The organism is Psychroflexus maritimus (genome assembly GCF_011089875.1).
Taxonomy (GTDB): domain Bacteria; phylum Bacteroidota; class Bacteroidia; order Flavobacteriales; family Flavobacteriaceae; genus Psychroflexus; species Psychroflexus maritimus.
The window spans coordinates 1-15,449 of record NZ_JAANAS010000054.1; the positions used below are offsets into that span (position 1 = coordinate 1).

15 protein-coding genes are annotated in these 15,449 nt (G+C 34.5%); 12 read left to right on the top strand and 3 right to left on the bottom strand.

Translation table 11 applies throughout. The features are described from left to right. Positions 1-453: 453 nt before the first annotated feature. Complete coding sequence (locus tag G7034_RS07935) at positions 454-1,695, bottom strand: type IX secretion system plug protein (protein ID WP_166400432.1); 1,242 nt, start codon at positions 1,693-1,695, stop codon at positions 454-456. A gap of 141 nt (positions 1,696-1,836) precedes the next feature. On the opposite strand from G7034_RS07935, the gene G7034_RS07940 reads away from it, so the two are divergent. The 8 genes from G7034_RS07940 (at position 1,837) to G7034_RS07975 (ending at position 9,227) form a co-directional block, all read left to right on the top strand. After that, positions 1,837-3,183 carry a Na(+)-translocating NADH-quinone reductase subunit A gene (locus G7034_RS07940; RefSeq protein WP_166400433.1) on the top strand — a complete coding sequence of 449 codons (1,347 nt, stop codon included), beginning with the start codon at positions 1,837-1,839 and terminating at the stop codon, positions 3,181-3,183. Between the two features lie 12 nt (positions 3,184-3,195). Further along, positions 3,196-4,368 (top strand): NADH:ubiquinone reductase (Na(+)-transporting) subunit B, encoded by a 1,173-nt coding sequence (locus G7034_RS07945; RefSeq protein ID WP_166400434.1) that lies wholly within the window; start codon positions 3,196-3,198, stop codon positions 4,366-4,368. Positions 4,369-4,370: 2 nt separating this feature from the next. Then, the gene (gene nqrC / locus G7034_RS07950) at positions 4,371-5,099 is read left to right on the top strand and encodes an NADH:ubiquinone reductase (Na(+)-transporting) subunit C (RefSeq protein WP_166400435.1); all 729 of its coding nucleotides are present in this window, start codon (positions 4,371-4,373) and stop codon (positions 5,097-5,099) included. A gap of 10 nt (positions 5,100-5,109) precedes the next feature. Continuing rightward, on the top strand, positions 5,110-5,838 hold the full coding sequence (locus G7034_RS07955) for an NADH:ubiquinone reductase (Na(+)-transporting) subunit D (protein WP_166400436.1): 729 nt from the start codon (positions 5,110-5,112) through the stop codon (positions 5,836-5,838). 28 nt (positions 5,839-5,866) lie between these two features. Beyond that, complete coding sequence (gene nqrE / locus G7034_RS07960; protein ID WP_166400437.1) at positions 5,867-6,481, top strand: NADH:ubiquinone reductase (Na(+)-transporting) subunit E; 615 nt, start codon at positions 5,867-5,869, stop codon at positions 6,479-6,481. 12 nt (positions 6,482-6,493) lie between these two features. Then, a complete protein-coding gene (nqrF, locus tag G7034_RS07965) occupies positions 6,494-7,792 on the top strand; it encodes an NADH:ubiquinone reductase (Na(+)-transporting) subunit F (RefSeq protein WP_166400438.1) in 1,299 nt (432 codons plus the stop codon). A 69-nt stretch (positions 7,793-7,861) separates the two neighbouring features. Further along, on the top strand, positions 7,862-8,218 hold the full coding sequence (locus G7034_RS07970; protein WP_166400439.1) for a Na(+)-translocating NADH-quinone reductase subunit F: 357 nt from the start codon (positions 7,862-7,864) through the stop codon (positions 8,216-8,218). Between the two features lies 1 nt (position 8,219). After that, positions 8,220-9,227, top strand: coding sequence for an FAD:protein FMN transferase (locus G7034_RS07975; RefSeq protein WP_166400440.1), 1,008 nt, complete (start codon positions 8,220-8,222; stop codon positions 9,225-9,227). A gap of 53 nt (positions 9,228-9,280) precedes the next feature. On the opposite strand, the gene G7034_RS07980 is transcribed toward G7034_RS07975, so the two are convergent. Beyond that, complete coding sequence (locus G7034_RS07980) at positions 9,281-9,784, bottom strand: DUF456 domain-containing protein (protein WP_166400441.1); 504 nt, start codon at positions 9,782-9,784, stop codon at positions 9,281-9,283. Positions 9,785-9,836: 52 nt separating this feature from the next. On the opposite strand from G7034_RS07980, the gene G7034_RS07985 reads away from it, so the two are divergent. From G7034_RS07985 to ruvC, 3 genes are all read left to right on the top strand, one after another. Then, positions 9,837-10,625 (top strand): energy transducer TonB, encoded by a 789-nt coding sequence (locus G7034_RS07985; protein ID WP_166400442.1) that lies wholly within the window; start codon positions 9,837-9,839, stop codon positions 10,623-10,625. 12 nt (positions 10,626-10,637) lie between these two features. Then, positions 10,638-11,096 (top strand): hypothetical protein, encoded by a 459-nt coding sequence (locus tag G7034_RS07990; protein WP_166400443.1) that lies wholly within the window; start codon positions 10,638-10,640, stop codon positions 11,094-11,096. Positions 11,097-11,211: 115 nt separating this feature from the next. Beyond that, positions 11,212-11,766 carry a crossover junction endodeoxyribonuclease RuvC gene (gene ruvC, locus G7034_RS07995; RefSeq protein WP_166400444.1) on the top strand — a complete coding sequence of 185 codons (555 nt, stop codon included), beginning with the start codon at positions 11,212-11,214 and terminating at the stop codon, positions 11,764-11,766. Here the strand turns inward: ruvC and G7034_RS08000 are convergent, their stop codons facing one another. Then, on the bottom strand, positions 11,767-12,756 hold the full coding sequence (locus tag G7034_RS08000) for an aspartate-semialdehyde dehydrogenase (protein WP_166400445.1): 990 nt from the start codon (positions 12,754-12,756) through the stop codon (positions 11,767-11,769). Positions 12,757-13,283: 527 nt separating this feature from the next. On the opposite strand from G7034_RS08000, the gene G7034_RS08005 reads away from it, so the two are divergent. Further along, positions 13,284-15,449, top strand: a 2,166-nt coding sequence (locus G7034_RS08005; protein WP_166400446.1) for a hypothetical protein, incomplete at its 3' end; no start/stop codon positions are given.

A 15,449-nucleotide genomic window follows, 5' to 3' on the forward strand; every position in this document is an offset into this window, starting at 1 on the left:
GAATGACAGTTCAATGAGGATGGGGAAATTTTTGCGGTATGACAGGTTAATGAGGGTATTGGAAATTTTTTGCGGTGTGACAGGTTTACAAGGCTTTTGGGGAATTTTCCGGAATGACAAGTTAATAATAGGGGTTTGTTATTCCGTTAGAGCGATAGCGAGATGCGGAATCTGAAGCATTGGAATTCTATTCATGTTTTTTTGTTAGGAAGTTTGTTTGCGTTAGGGATGGGAGTGGAAATCCTGCTTTTGGAAAGCTATATACCATTTATCAATTGAAATTACCGTACTAAAACACCCTTTTTTCCTTTCTGTTACATTACAAATAATAACTGGCATTAGATTTTTTTATTTTGAAAAGCGACCGGCAGGAAGCTCTTGTCCAAGCCTTAAAAAACTTGCTTTTGGGTAGAGGACTTGAAACGTAAAGCAGGTTCCTGGCTTCTAAAAAAATTAATTAATTATGTTTTTGCTGTTGGCTTCTCCAACGCCTATAACGCGGTCAAAGCGCTCTCCGATATCTCGATAATAGACAATAATTTGGTATTGATTTTCTGTGATATCATGGTTGCCACTTATAAATCCAGAATCAAAACTTCCGTCGGGTCCTAGGTACACGTAATTGTAGTTGTAAAATCCTTGCTTGAGTAATTTTTTGGTTTCGTAACGATTGGTTTCTTCGTTGTATTGCATCATGGTATTGTCGTCTATAGTATAATTATTAAAGCGACCGTACAAGTGTAACTCCCCTCCTTCCAAATCTTTGGTATTGTTGAGGGAGAAATGAACCCATGCATATTCAGCTTCTCGGGTTGGGTCTTCTCCTTGTTGCGTATTAATTTTAAAGCCTCCATTAACGTCAGGGTTAAATATGTATTTTTTCCCGTCTCTTACTCGATCTACGCGCAAAAACGTGTTATATAATTCGTCAAGCTCGATACGTTGTACGCGTTGGGTAGCCATACGAATGTCATTATTATCAAAAAATAGATATTCGTTTCCACCAAAAAATGAGGCTTCATCATCATATCGATAGATCAAGTTATTCCCTTGGGTAAATTGGGGTGTTAACCCGTAGATTGCTTCGTTGTGGTCTTGATTTTGTACCAGTACCACTTTTACGGTTTGTTCTGGATTTCTAAAAATAAAACCGTCTTTACCCACACTAAAATAAAGTACTTGCTTTTCCCTGAGATAATCTAAATCACGAGATCTCCTCACTTCTATAGGAACGTTTACCAAATTTTCTTGAACAATAAATTTTCTTGAAAAAATTGTTCTCCCCTCTCCATCTTTTATAAAAAGTATGTAATTACCAGAAACTTTTAATCGCCTAATATTATTATTTGGAAATTGAACTTTGTAATGGGTGTAAGATTGCAAAGTGTTTAAGGAATTAAAAAAGTTAAGGATACGCATATTATCAAAGCCTTCCATATACTCGTTCCTGGCTAAATCTGATTCTGTCCAATCATGATTAAAATGTTTAATCGTGTAATAATAATCGGCTTCTTGAGCGGTAAGGTCATCAAAAGATAAATGCAATTTGCCGTTTAAGGGAATGATTGGCGTACCGCTAAGCGACTGGTTGCTGCCTTTAAACTGAATAGTTTTAATAAAATCTGGTGGTGTGACTTCAAACTCTTGACCCAAACATAAATAACTTAAAAAAAAGAATAAAAAACTGAACCTCATTATAGATTTTTTTCAAAAATAAGATAAATTTTTGAACATAGTTTAGAACACATCTAAATAAGAATACTTAAATAATTGTTTAAGTGGAAAATGTATTTTTAATTCATATTTTTGCCACTCAAAATTTAAACGTTAAATCAAATGCCTAAAAGCGTTAAAGTTAAAAGGGGGCTTAGTTTAAACCTGAAGGGTGAAGCTGAGAAAATCTTAGTTGATGCTCCCAAGTCAAAAATTTATACAATAAAGCCACCAAATTTCCACTCTATTGTTCCAAAAATGGTAGTTAAGGAAGGGGCTAAATTGAAAGCTGGAGATGAGCTTTTCTTTTCAAAATACTCCGACAAAACCCGATTTGTATCTCCTGTAAGTGGAACACTTAAAGAGATAGTTCGTGGTGCAAAGCGAAGAGTTTTAGAATTGAGAATTGAAGCCGATGCAAGTATTGATTACAAGGATTTTGGTGTAATGGATCCGCTTTCTGCTTCTAAAGAAGAGGTGAAAGAACGTGTTTTTTCTACTGGATTAGGAACTTTTATTCAGCAACGCCCTTATGATATACTGGCTAATGCAGAAGATACGCCTAAATCAATTTTTGTTTCTACACACAATACAGCTCCATTAGGAGCTTCATTTGAGTTTGTTTTAAAAGCTAAAATGAAACATTTCCAAACGGGACTTAATGTTTTAAGTCAGTTAACCGAAGGAAAAGTTTACGTTGGTGTTGATGCTGAAAGTGCTTCTGAATTGAAATCAGTAGAAAATGTTGAGGTAGTAAATATCAATGGACCGCATCCTGCTGGATTAGTGGGGACAATGATTCACGAAATTGAACCGATTAACCAAGGTGAGCGCGTTTGGACAGTAAGAGCTGAAGACGTGGCCATTATTGGTGAACAATTTACTACAGGTAAGTTTAATGCTGAACGTATTGTTGCTGTTGCTGGTAATGCTGCTGAAGAACGCAAGTATTTTAAAACACTGATTGGTGCTGAAGTAAAAACTTTATTAAGTGGACAAAATCCAGCGGGTTGTCGTTTAATTTCTGGTGATGTGCTTACCGGTGCTAAAGTAGAAGAAGAAGGCTATATTGATTATTACGCTAATGAATTGACGATTATTCCTGAAGGAAACCACTACCGTATGTTTGGGTGGTTACCATTTAAGGATAACAATATACATTCGATGTCTAAAACATCACTTTCCTGGTTATTCCCAAAGCGAAAGTACGATGTAGATACCAACCTAAATGGGGAAGAAAGAGCGCTAGTAGTGACCGGCGAAATGGAAGAAGTTATGCCTTTGGATATTTATCCAATGCAGTTAATTAAGGCTTGTATGGCTGGAGATATTGAAAAGATGGAAAATCTTGGCATTTATGAAGTAGCTCCAGAAGATTTTGCTTTAATTGATTATACAAATACTTCTAAAATTGAAGCACAGGAAATTATTAGACAAGGATTAGATTTAATGATAACAGAAGTTGGTTAAAATAGTTGAACTATGAGTTTTATTAGAAAAAAATTAGATGAAATTAAAAAACCTTTTGAGCCTGGTAACAAATTAGAAAAATATCGTCCTGCCATAAATGCATTAGACACCTTTCTTTTTGTTCCAAATCACACTACTCAAAAAGGTGCGCATATAAGAGACGCAGTTGACTTGAAGCGAACTATGATTACTGTAGTATTAGCTTTAATTCCCGCATTAATCTTCGGAATGTGGAATACTGGTCACCAACACTTTATGCAATTAGGTGAAGAGGTTGGCTTTATGGAAGCCTTTATTCACGGAGCTTGGAAAATTGTTCCTATGATTGTGGTTTCTTATGCTGTTGGATTAGGAATTGAATTTATTTATGCTATTAAACGAGGCCACGAAGTAAATGAAGGTTATTTAGTGACTGGTTTATTGATTCCAATGATTATGCCTGTCGATATTCCATTATGGATGGTTGCGCTTTCAGTTATCTTTGCTGTTTTAATTGGTAAAGAAGCTTTTGGAGGAACGGGAATGAATATTTTAAATCCTGCACTTACCGCACGTGCTTTTGCTTTCTTTGCTTACCCTACTTACATGTCGGGTAACGAAGTATGGGTTTCTGAAGCTGGTGCTGTTGACAAGATTTCTGGAGAAACAATTTTGGGAAAACTTGCTGCAGGAACGGAAGTTCCTTTTGAAAGTATTCACATGTTCACAGGAGTAATTCCAGGTTCTATTGCAGAAACTTCTACACTTTGTATTTTGGCAGGAGCACTTTTATTAATGCTCACCAAAGTAGCGGATTGGAGAATTATTGTTAGTGGATTTATTGGGGCTGCTTTAATGGGATTATTGCTAAATGCGTTGCCTAGTCTAGGCGTGGAAGGAAATGATTTAACCAACTTTGCTTGGTATAATCATTTAATCGTTGGTGGTTTAGCCTTTGGTATAGTATTTATGGCCACTGATCCGGTTAGTGCAGCACAAACTTTAAAAGGAAAATGGATTTATGGTTTATTGATTGGATTATTAGCCATCATGATAAGAACCTTAAACCCTGCCTATCCTGAAGGCATTATGTTGTCAATTTTATTAATGAATGTTTTTGCTCCAACAATAGACCACTACGTAGTGGAAGGAAACGTGAAAAAACGTAAAAAACGTTTACAAGCTAAAACCGTTAAAACCGCTTAATTATGGATAAGAATAGTAACGCTTACACATTTATATTTGCCATTATTATGGTATTAGTTGTGGCTGCAGGTTTATCTTTTGTAGCTACCTCTCTTCAGCCTATGCAAGCTGAAAATGTGAGGCAAGAAAAAATGCAGAATATATTAAAAACAATTGGTGTTGAAACTGAACGCGCTGGAGCGGAAGAATTGTTTAACAAATATATTACAGAACAACTTTCCTTAGATCATGAAGGAAATGTAAAAAAAGAAGTTGAGGCATTTAATGTGAACTTAGCAAGAGAATTAAAAAAACCCGTTAAAGAACAAGCATTTCCTATTTACGTTGCAGATTATGAAGGGGCTAACTACTACATTGTTCCGCTTAGAGGTAAAGGCTTATGGGATGCTATTTGGGGTTATGTTGCACTTGAAGATGATATCAATACAATTGCTGGCGTAACTTTTGACCACAAAGGAGAGACCGCTGGTTTAGGAGCAGAAATTACAACCGATTGGTTTCAAGAACAATTTAAAGATGAGAAAGTCTTTAACGAAGAAGGCGAGTTGGTTGGTGTAATTGTGAAAAAAGGATATCAAGCAGATACCAAAGGAGACAATATGGTAGATTATATTTCAGGGGCTACAATCACAGGTGATGGAGTTACAGATATGATTAAAGAGAGACTTTCTAGGTATATGCCTTATTTCAAAACAAAAAAGTCTTCTAAAATAGAAGTTGCAACAAGATAATTTTGATATGATGAGTACAAAAGAGAATATAGAATCAAAGACAAGTTCTGAAGAAAAGAAAAAGAAAGAAATGATTATGTTTCTTTCAAGCTCGGAAGAGAAAGAGCACTTTTTGTCTAAAGCAAACAGGAAACTTTTATCAGACCCATTAGATGATAATAACCCTATTACTGTTCAAGTACTGGGAATCTGTTCTGCACTTGCAATAACCGTTCAATTAAAGCCGGCAATTGTAATGTCTTTAGCAGTAGTGTTTGTAATGGCATTTAGTAACATGATTATCTCAATGTTGAGAAACTCAATACCAAGTAGAATCCGAATTATTGTTCAGCTTGTAGTAGTTGCAGCAATGGTAATTTTAGTCGACCAAATCTTAAAGGCTTACGCTTTTGATGTAAGTAAAGAGTTGTCTATATTTATTGGGCTAATTATTACTAACTGTATCATTATGGGTAGATTAGAAGCTTTTGCTCTTGGAAATGGCGTATATAAATCATTCCTTGATGGAATTGGTAACGCGGCAGGATACGGATTAATTTTAATAATTATAGCCTTTTTTAGAGAGTTATTTGGTTCGGGGACTTTGTTAGGTTATGATGTAGTTAGTTGGACAGGTTTATACGATGCTGGATATGAAAATAATGGTTTCTTCTTGCTCTCACCTATGGCATTAATTGTGGTGGGCATTGTAATTTGGGTACAACGAAGCAGAAACAGGAAACTAATTGAGGAAAATTAAAAAAATCGTCAAAAATTAAAATTGAATTATGGAATTAATTAATTTATTTACTAAAAGTATATTTATTGAGAATATGGTATTTGCCTATTTCTTAGGCATGTGTTCTTATTTGGCGGTTTCAAAAACAGTAAAAACAGCCGTGGGGCTAGGAGCAGCTGTAATCTTTGTGTTGGCTGTTACCGTTCCAGTAAACTATTTAATAGACACCTACTTTTTACAACAAGGAGCTTTAACTTGGTTAAGCCCAGAATTTGCAGAAGTTGACTTAAGCTTTCTAACATTTATTATGTTTATTGCAGTAATAGCCTCTATGGTGCAGTTAGTGGAAATGACTGTTGAAAAATTTGCTCCTGCTTTACATAGCTCGTTGGGTATTTTTCTGCCACTTATTGCTGTTAATTGTGCTATTTTAGGTGGCTCTTTATTCATGCAACAGAAAGATTTTGTGGGTATTCACGAAGCTGGAGTGTACGGACTTGGAAGTGGAATAGGTTTCTTTTTAGCAATTTTAGGTATTGCTGCAATTCGAGAGAAAATAGCTTATTCTAATGTGCCTGCTCCATTAAAAGGACTAGGAATCACATTTATCATAACAGGATTGATGGCGATTGGGTTTATGAGTTTTATGGGAATTGATTTATAAAAAAAATAGAAAATGGATTTAACTGTAATATTAGCGAGTGTAGCTGTTTTTTTAACTTTAGTACTTTTGTTGGTAGTTATTCTACTTACTGCAAAAGCAAAGTTATCGCCCTCTGGGCCAGTTACAATTAACGTCAACGAAGAGAAAGATATGGAAGTAGGCTCTGGTTCTACTCTTCTTTCTACACTTGGAGATAACAAACTTTTTTTACCATCTGCCTGTGGTGGTGGTGGTACTTGTGTACAATGTAAATGTATTGTAAAAGAAGGTGGTGGCGCAATATTGCCCACCGAAAAACCTCACTTTACAAGAAAAGAAATTGCCGAAGGATGGCGCTTAGGATGTCAAGTTAAAGTTAAACAAGACATGAAAATTGAAATTCCTGAAGAAATCTTCGGTATTAAAAAATGGAACGCTAAAGTTGTCTCTAACTATAATGTTTCTTCTTTTATTAAAGAATTTGTAGTAGAAATTCCTGAAGATATGGACTACAAAGCGGGAGGTTATATTCAGATAGAAGTGCCTAAATGTGTAGTGAACTTTAAAGATATGGATATCACTGCTCACCCTGAAGATCACCCAGGTGCGCCTGAGAAATTTAAAGAAGAATGGAGTAACTTTGGGCTTTGGGACTTGGTAATGAAAAACGATGAAGTGGTTGAACGTGCCTACTCCATGGCTTCTTACCCAGCAGAAGGAAGAAGAATTATGCTTAATGTTCGTGTGGCTACTCCACCTTGGGATAGAGAAAAAAATGGTTGGATGGATGTAAATCCAGGAGTTGCTTCTTCTTATATTTTCAACCTAAAAGAAGGAGACGACTGTGTTATTTCTGGTCCTTATGGTGAGTTCTTTATCAACGAATCTGAAGCAGAAATGCTTTATGTGGGCGGTGGTGCTGGTATGGCCCCAATGCGTTCTCACCTATATGAACTTTTTAGAACGCTAAAAACCAATAGAAAAGTAACTTATTGGTACGGGGGTAGATCAAGAAAAGAATTATTTTACATTGATCACTTTAAAGCCTTGGAAAAAGATTTCCCTAATTTTAAATTCTACATGGCATTGTCAGAGCCTTTAGAAGAAGACAATTGGAAAGTAAAAAAAGATATTAATGATGAAGAAGGCGATGGCTTTGTTGGTTTCATTCACCAATGTGTCATTGATAACTACCTGAACCACCACGAAGAACCTGAAGACATTGAGTTATACTTCTGTGGACCTCCATTGATGAACCAGGCAGTTCAAAAAATGGGTGAAGATTTTGGTATTCCTGACGAGAATATTCGTTTTGATGATTTTGGTGGATAATCACCAAAAAAACTTATAAATTTAACCCAGGTTTTTTTAAAGCCTGGGTTTTTTAATTATTTTTAAATTATGGCTATTTTAGACGAACAACAATTACATAATTTGGCAATGAACATAGTAGGGAAAGACCTTAAAAACCAAGGTTATGAATTCCTTGCTGTAAATAGTAAACTTAAAAAAAACCCACAGTTTGTGGCACTTAAAGATAAAAAATTACACTTTGTTATTGTACGTGCTGTAACTTATCCAGATAACCCTAAAAGTATGGATGATGTCTTTATGAAGAAAATCAAAGACCATGCAACAAAATTTAACGCTAGAACTTTTTATGGTGGCGTAGGCCTAGCAAATCAACAGAATTATGAACTACCTGTAGATTCTAACAATGATTATGTGGTAAATTATTCTGGACTAATAAAACTTTAATATGAAAAAAATTATAGGTGTTTTTGTGTTGTTGTTTATTTCATGCAACCCCTCCAAAAAAAACGAGCCACAGGTATATAATCAAGATGCACTTGGAACCTACTTAAGCATGACTTTTTTTGCAGACGAACAAAAAGACTTTGCTAAAGAAGTAGATTCTACTATTGCAGCTATCAATCAATCAATGAGTACGTATATAGAGTCATCCGATATAAGTAAAATTAACCGAGGAGAACTAATAAACGTAGATCAGATGTTTGTAGAAAACTTCCATAAAGCCAAAGAAATTTATAAGCAAACTGATGCTTACTTTGATCCCACTGTTGGTTTATTAGTCAATTATTATGGCTTTGGCCCCAAAAAATTAGACCTCGAAATTAATGATAAAAATACAGATTCTTTAATGCAGTATGTTGGCTTTAATCAAGTTGAATTAAATTCAAATCAGCAAGTTATAAAAAACCACCCGTCGGTTTATATCGATTTTAATGCATTAGCAAAAGGCTATACTGTAGATCGAATTGGCGTTTTGTTAGAGCAACATGGAATCAACAATTTTATAATTGATATTGGAGGCGAAATTGTGGCTAAAGGAATAAACTTAAAAAGAAATAACCCCTGGCGTGTAGGTATAGATCGGCCCGTTGAAGGAAATGACGAAAGAGCCTATGATTATGTGGTAGATTTACAAAATCAAGCCATTGCTACCTCTGGTAATTACAGAAAGTTTAGCGAAGATGAAAAAGGAAATAAATTTGTACATACCATCAATCCCAAAACTGGTAAAAGTGAAAAGTCGGATATTTTAAGTGCTAGCGTAATAGCTTCAGACTGTATGACCGCAGATGCCTATGCTACTGCTTTTATGAGTATGGGCTATGAAAAAACTCTTGCCCTAGTTCAAGAAATTGACAACATTGAAGTAGTCCTCATTTACGTAAATCAAACAAATGAAGTCAATACTTATATTTCAAAAAAATTAAAAAAATCAATCAATCAAGTTAATTAATAACAATTGGAGCATTAAATGATGAATAGTATTAATCATTACCCGCTTGTTATTTAAAACAATAGCTCCCTAAACTCAAAAAGTTTAATTAGGTAAATAATTAGCAAACAAAGACAAAGCATAAACTTTATTAAAGTAGAAGCTAAAAAACCAATAAAAGCGCCTACAGCCGAGTTATAAGCTTGTTGTGTAGTGGCTTGGCGATTAAAAATTATTTCACCTAAAAAAGCTCCAAGAAAAGCACCTATAATTAAACCTAAAGGGGGGAAAAAAATCAGACCAATTAATAAACCTAAAGTTGAACCCCAAGAAGCATATTTAGACCCGCCTTTTTTCTTACTGTAATAGCCTGGCATCAAATAATCAGCAATACTAATTATAAGAGTTAGCGCAAAAGTGATTCCCAGAAGCCAATAATTAGTAGGAATTTGTGGTATCAGATAGATACACAATAAGCCTAACCAAGCTAATGGTGGGCCAGGAATGACAGGTAAAAAACTTCCAATTAGTCCCGCTAGTAATAAAACTAACCCTATAAATAGTAATGCATATTCCATAATCAAAATAATTCAGTAGCTTTGTTTACTATAGTTAAAAGTACATATTTTAATGATAAGAATTGTCTATTTTTTATGTTTTTCTTTACTATCATCGCTTTCAATCAGGGCGCAGTCTAACATTGAATTTGGTACTCAAGATAGAAAAATCATTGATTATCATATCTCAGATATAAATCAGCACAAAAATAATCCGCTAGCGGTTAGAGAAATTATAACTGAAGTAAAATTTCTAGAAGAATTGTCATCAAACGAATTAAAGCGTTCAGAATACTGGTTAATTCAAGTACTTAGCCTCTATGAGTTGCAGATTAAGCCGTGGTCGTTGAAACCCAAACCCAACTTTGAAGTATTAAAAGAAAAGTTAAGTGAACACCCTTACAAATCGAAAGGCTTTTACTTTGAAGAAGCTTTTATTTTTAATTTATCAGAAGAAACAGAAAATTATACTACCATAGAACTCATAAGGCCTTATACAACAAATTGTAGAGAAATTCCGAATTCCCATAGAAGAGATAAATGCACACAAAAAAGAATTCAATTTGCAATAAAACAGCATTTTGAAACCAACAAAGCCATAGAAATATTTGAAAATAAACACGGTCAAATTTTTATAAGAGATTATGAAGTTACAATTTATACTTCACTAATAATTGACAAAAAAGGTAAACTGAAAATACAAAATATAAGTAGTTTAGATAAGGCTTTAGATCGATTAGCAAAAAAAGCAATAAAACGATTTCCTAAATTTGAACCAGCAAGATTAAACGGAAAACCCATTGAAGCTAAATTCAATTTGCCAATTACATTTACTATCTTAGCTACAAAAACAAATAATTAATGGCTTGACTACATGAAGAAAATCGGACTACTTATTTGTATAATTTGCGCTTTTAACTGTAAAGAAACTAATTCAAGTGAGGAAGTTAATCGCTTAGTAAAAAGTGAACTTCAGCAGATTTCCTTTAATGAAATTGATGAACATCCTTATTTTCCAAAATGTAACGATTTTAATGGTCAGGCTAACTTCAATTGCTTTTATAAAGAATTAAAAAAACATTTATTACTAAACCTAGATTTAACAGGTGTTTCTATTGCTGAAGCTGATGAAGTTAAATTAAAAATTAAGGTAAATCACCAAGGAAAAACGTCCTTAGTTGAGTTGCAAACCAACCACCCTGACTCAATTCAGCTTCATTCCGTATTTTCGGCACAATTAGAAAAATTCCCCAAGTTATTTCCGGCACAAAAAAGAGGAGTTTTGGTTAATGCGGTGTATCAAATACCTATTCTAATTAACCCAAAAAAATAGCTTATTGAAGTATCTATTTAAAAATACGTTTAGCACCTTCTCCACATCTAACCAAAAATTCCAATAAAATAATGTTTAGCTTTGTACTTTCTAAGAGCTAAAAAATAAAATTAAATTGAAACAAGAACGAATTATTTTAGGAATTGACCCCGGTACAACCATAATGGGTTTTGGACTAATTAAGGTGGTAGATAAAAAAATGAAATTGCTACAACTCAATGAATTAATACTAAAAAAATACAAAGATCCTTACACAAAACTTAAATTAATTTTTGAACGCACTATAGACCTAATTGAAACTTATCATCCTGATGAAATAGCTATTGAAGCACCTTTCTTTGGGAAAAATGTTCAATCTATGCTAAAACTTGGAAGAGCTCAAGGTGTAGCAATGGCAGCAGGACTTTCAAGAGAAATACCAATTACAGAATACCTGCCTAAAAAAATTAAAATGGCTATTACAGGTAACGGTAATGCTAGCAAAGAACAAGTCGCAAAAATGTTACAATCTACACTACAAATAAAAGAACTACCCAAAAATTTAGATTCTACAGATGGTTTAGCTGCAGCAGTTTGTCACTTTTACAACAGCAACCGCAGCCAATCAAGTAAGTCGTACACAGGATGGAATGCCTTTGTAAAACAAAATGAAGATAGAATAAAAAAATAATTAAAACCAATCTTTACTTAGCAAATATTCCGCAATTTGAACTGTGTTAGTAGCCGCTCCTTTTCTCAAATTATCCGCAACCACCCACATATTCAATGAATTTTTAGCAGTAAAGTCTCTTCTAATTCTTCCAACAAATACTTCATTTTTGCCTTCCGCATAAATTGGCATCGGGTATTGATTAACTTCCACATGATCTTGCACGACAACACCATTAGTATTCTTTAGTAAGTTTTTTACTTCACCAACTTCAAAATCTTGATCAAAAGTTACATTCACTGATTCACTATGGCCACCAACAACAGGAATCCTAACCGCTGTCGCCGAAACTAATACGCTATCATCAGCTAAAATTTTCTTTGTTTCGTGCGTTAATTTCATTTCTTCCTTGGTGTAATCATTTTCTAAAAATACATCGCAATGTGGAATAGCATTTTTATGTATAGGATAGGGATAAGCCATTTCACCCGCTCTTCCAATATACTCATTTTCAAGCTGCTCAACAGCCTTCACACCCGTACCCGTAATAGATTGATAAGTAGAAACCACCACGCGTCTTACTCCATACTTTTTATGCAACGGGCTTAAAGCCATCACCAATTGAATAGTTGAACAATTGGGATTAGCTATAATTTTATCTACTTCCGTTAGTGCCTCAGCATTAATTTCAGGAACCACTAATTTAATTTCCGGATGCATACGCCAAGCTGAAGAATTATCAATCACTCGCGTTCCTACAGCCGCAAACTTTGGCGCCCATTCTAAGGAAGTTTCACCACCTGCAGAAAACAAAGCAATTTCAGGTTTTCGCCCTACCGCTGTCTCCAAATCAACCACCTTAAACTTTTTTCCTTTAAACGTAAGTTCTTTTCCAACCGACTTCTTAGAAGCTACAGGAATTAATTCAGTTAATGGAAAATTTCGCTCTTCAAGCACTTGAAGCATCACTTGACCAACCATACCGGTGGCACCAACAACGGCTACCTTCATCTTATATAAAATTAAAATTAATTACTTATTTGGGCGTATTACGGGCTATCCGTTTCAATTCCTCCTCCTCAAAAAAGTTTTACTTAGCTTTTTAAATAGCTCCTAAAGTCGCTTTTAAAAAACAAGTCAACTATTTTTTTGAGTCGTGCGGGATTTCCACTTCTATCCCTAACGCTATATTTGTTTTCAAAAGAAAAAAACCATTTAAAAACAGTACAAATGTAATTCATAAACTGTAAATGATAAAAAAATTACACCTATTTAAAATCTTAAAAAACAAACCTAAAAGTTAATTATTTTATAGATAAAAGTGTTGAATACAGGTTCTTTTTCATGAGTTGAAAAAACAATGAAATCTAAAAAAATATGGCAAAAAAAACAATTCATTAAAAAACCACTAAACGCATAGTCAGTTTTACAAGACTATATTCATTTATTTTTCAGGATTCGTTAATAAATAAATAGAATTTTAGGATTTAATTGTAAAATATATGTATTTTTGATGAAAGATTAAACGCTATAATCAAATGAAATCACTCGCTATCTATAACAGATTTCTGTATCTTTCTGTTGCTTTTTTTTTCCTCATAGTCAATCATACAAAGGCACAAGACGAATTTAGCCTTCATAGCCAATTTAATGGATCTTATGATTTCACAGCTATTGGTAACACACTTAATTTAGATGAAAACGGTACTTCTGCTCCTTGCGAAATTTTAACTGAGTCTAGCGCCAGTTTAAACTTAGAGGATAGCCAAACTATTGAAGCTGCATACTTATTTTGGTCGGGGTCAGGAGATGGAGAAGGAAACCTTACTATTAACTTAAATGATGATCCAGTAACCTCAGAAGAAACCTATAACGCGACTATAAATGTGTTTGGAAATGAGTTAGAATTTTTTGGTGCTTTTAAAGATATTACCGAAGTGGTGCAAAACACAGGAAATGCACTCTACACTGTATCTGATTTTGATTTAACTGATGAAATTAGTACATTTTGCCCCTCTGCATTAAACTATGGAGGTTGGGCAATTATCATAGTTTATGAAGAGGAGAGTCTTGATGCCAATCAAGTTAACATTTACAAAGGGTTTGAATTTGTTAATTCGTCAAACCAGACAGCAAGCATCCTCCTCGGAAATTTAAATGTTGTTGAAACTACTGGAGCAAAAATCGGCTTTTTATCCTGGGAAGGTGACGAGGGAATTTCAGTAAATGAAACACTTCAACTCAATGGAAACATTTTAAGCGATTTACCACTGAATCCTGCCAATAACATGTTTAATGGCACCAATACCTACTCCAATTCTAGCGATTTATGGAATATGGATTTGGATGTATTAGACATTAGCGATATTATTGAAGTTGGAGATACAGAAGCTACTATCACTATGACGTCTGGACAAGATGGTGTTTTTTTACATCATGTAGCTACAAACATTAGCTCAGAACTACCTGATGCAACTGTAGAGTTAACTGAAACTGTTGATGAAGAGGTCTGTGATAACAGAACCATAGATTTCTCAACCACCGTCTTTAATGTAAATGCTACTGCTGTACTTCCTGAAAATGTTCCAGTTTCAATTTTTGTGATTGATGATGATGGAAATGAATTGTACTTAGATACTTTATTTACTCAGAACACAATTGATATCAATGATTCTGAAAATCTATTGTTCTCTGTTACTATTCCAGAAAATGTGCCCTTGTCAACTCAAATTATTATTAGGGTTAATTATGACGAATCAGGTAATAACCCTATTAATGAAAGTAACTTAAATAACAATGAGTTTATTTATGATTTACAAATGTTTGAAAGTCCCCCCCCACCAAACCTAAACAACCTAGAGGAATGTGGTCTTGCTAACCAAACCGATTTCAACTTGAATGATGCTACTTCATCAATAGGTTCTGAAGTTTTTGAAATCACTTTTCACCCCTCCCAGCTTGATGCTGAAAACAATGAAAACCAAATCAATGATGTTAACCCCTATACAATTACAGGCGAAAATGAAACCCTCTGGGTAAGAATTTTCGACGGCAATTGTTTTGCCGTCAATTCATTTGAAATTCAAACCCTTCCGCCTCCTGAAATCAACACTCCTGAAGCCCTTTCTGAATGTGATTTCTCTGAAGAACAACTCGGATTTACAGAATTTGATTTAACCACTAAAATCGATGAAATCACCGACGGAAATCCAAATTACGAAGTAGAATTCTTCACCACCCAAGTCGATGCGGAAGATTTAACTATCGAAAACGGACTGGAAAGCCCTTATACCAACGAAAATGCCTTATCCCAAACGCTCTTTGTACGAGTTACCGATATTACCAACGGCTGTGCATCCTTTACAGAACTAGAATTGGAAATCAATCTTTTGCCCGTTATTGCACAATCTCAAGATATTCCACCCCTAGAAGCCTGTGATGATGATCAAAATGGCGTACAGACCTTAGACATAACCTCTCAACAGGAATTTATTTTAAACGATTTAGAAGAATCCAACCACCAAATCCAATATTACGAAACCCAAACCGATGCGGAAAATGATGAAAATGAGATCCTCAATGCTACTGCTTTTGAATCGGCTGGACAAACTATTTTTGTTCGAGTAACCGAAACAGAAACAAGTTGCTTCTCTTTCACCTCTTTTGAACTTATTGTTAATGAAATTCCTCCGCTTCAAAGTGGA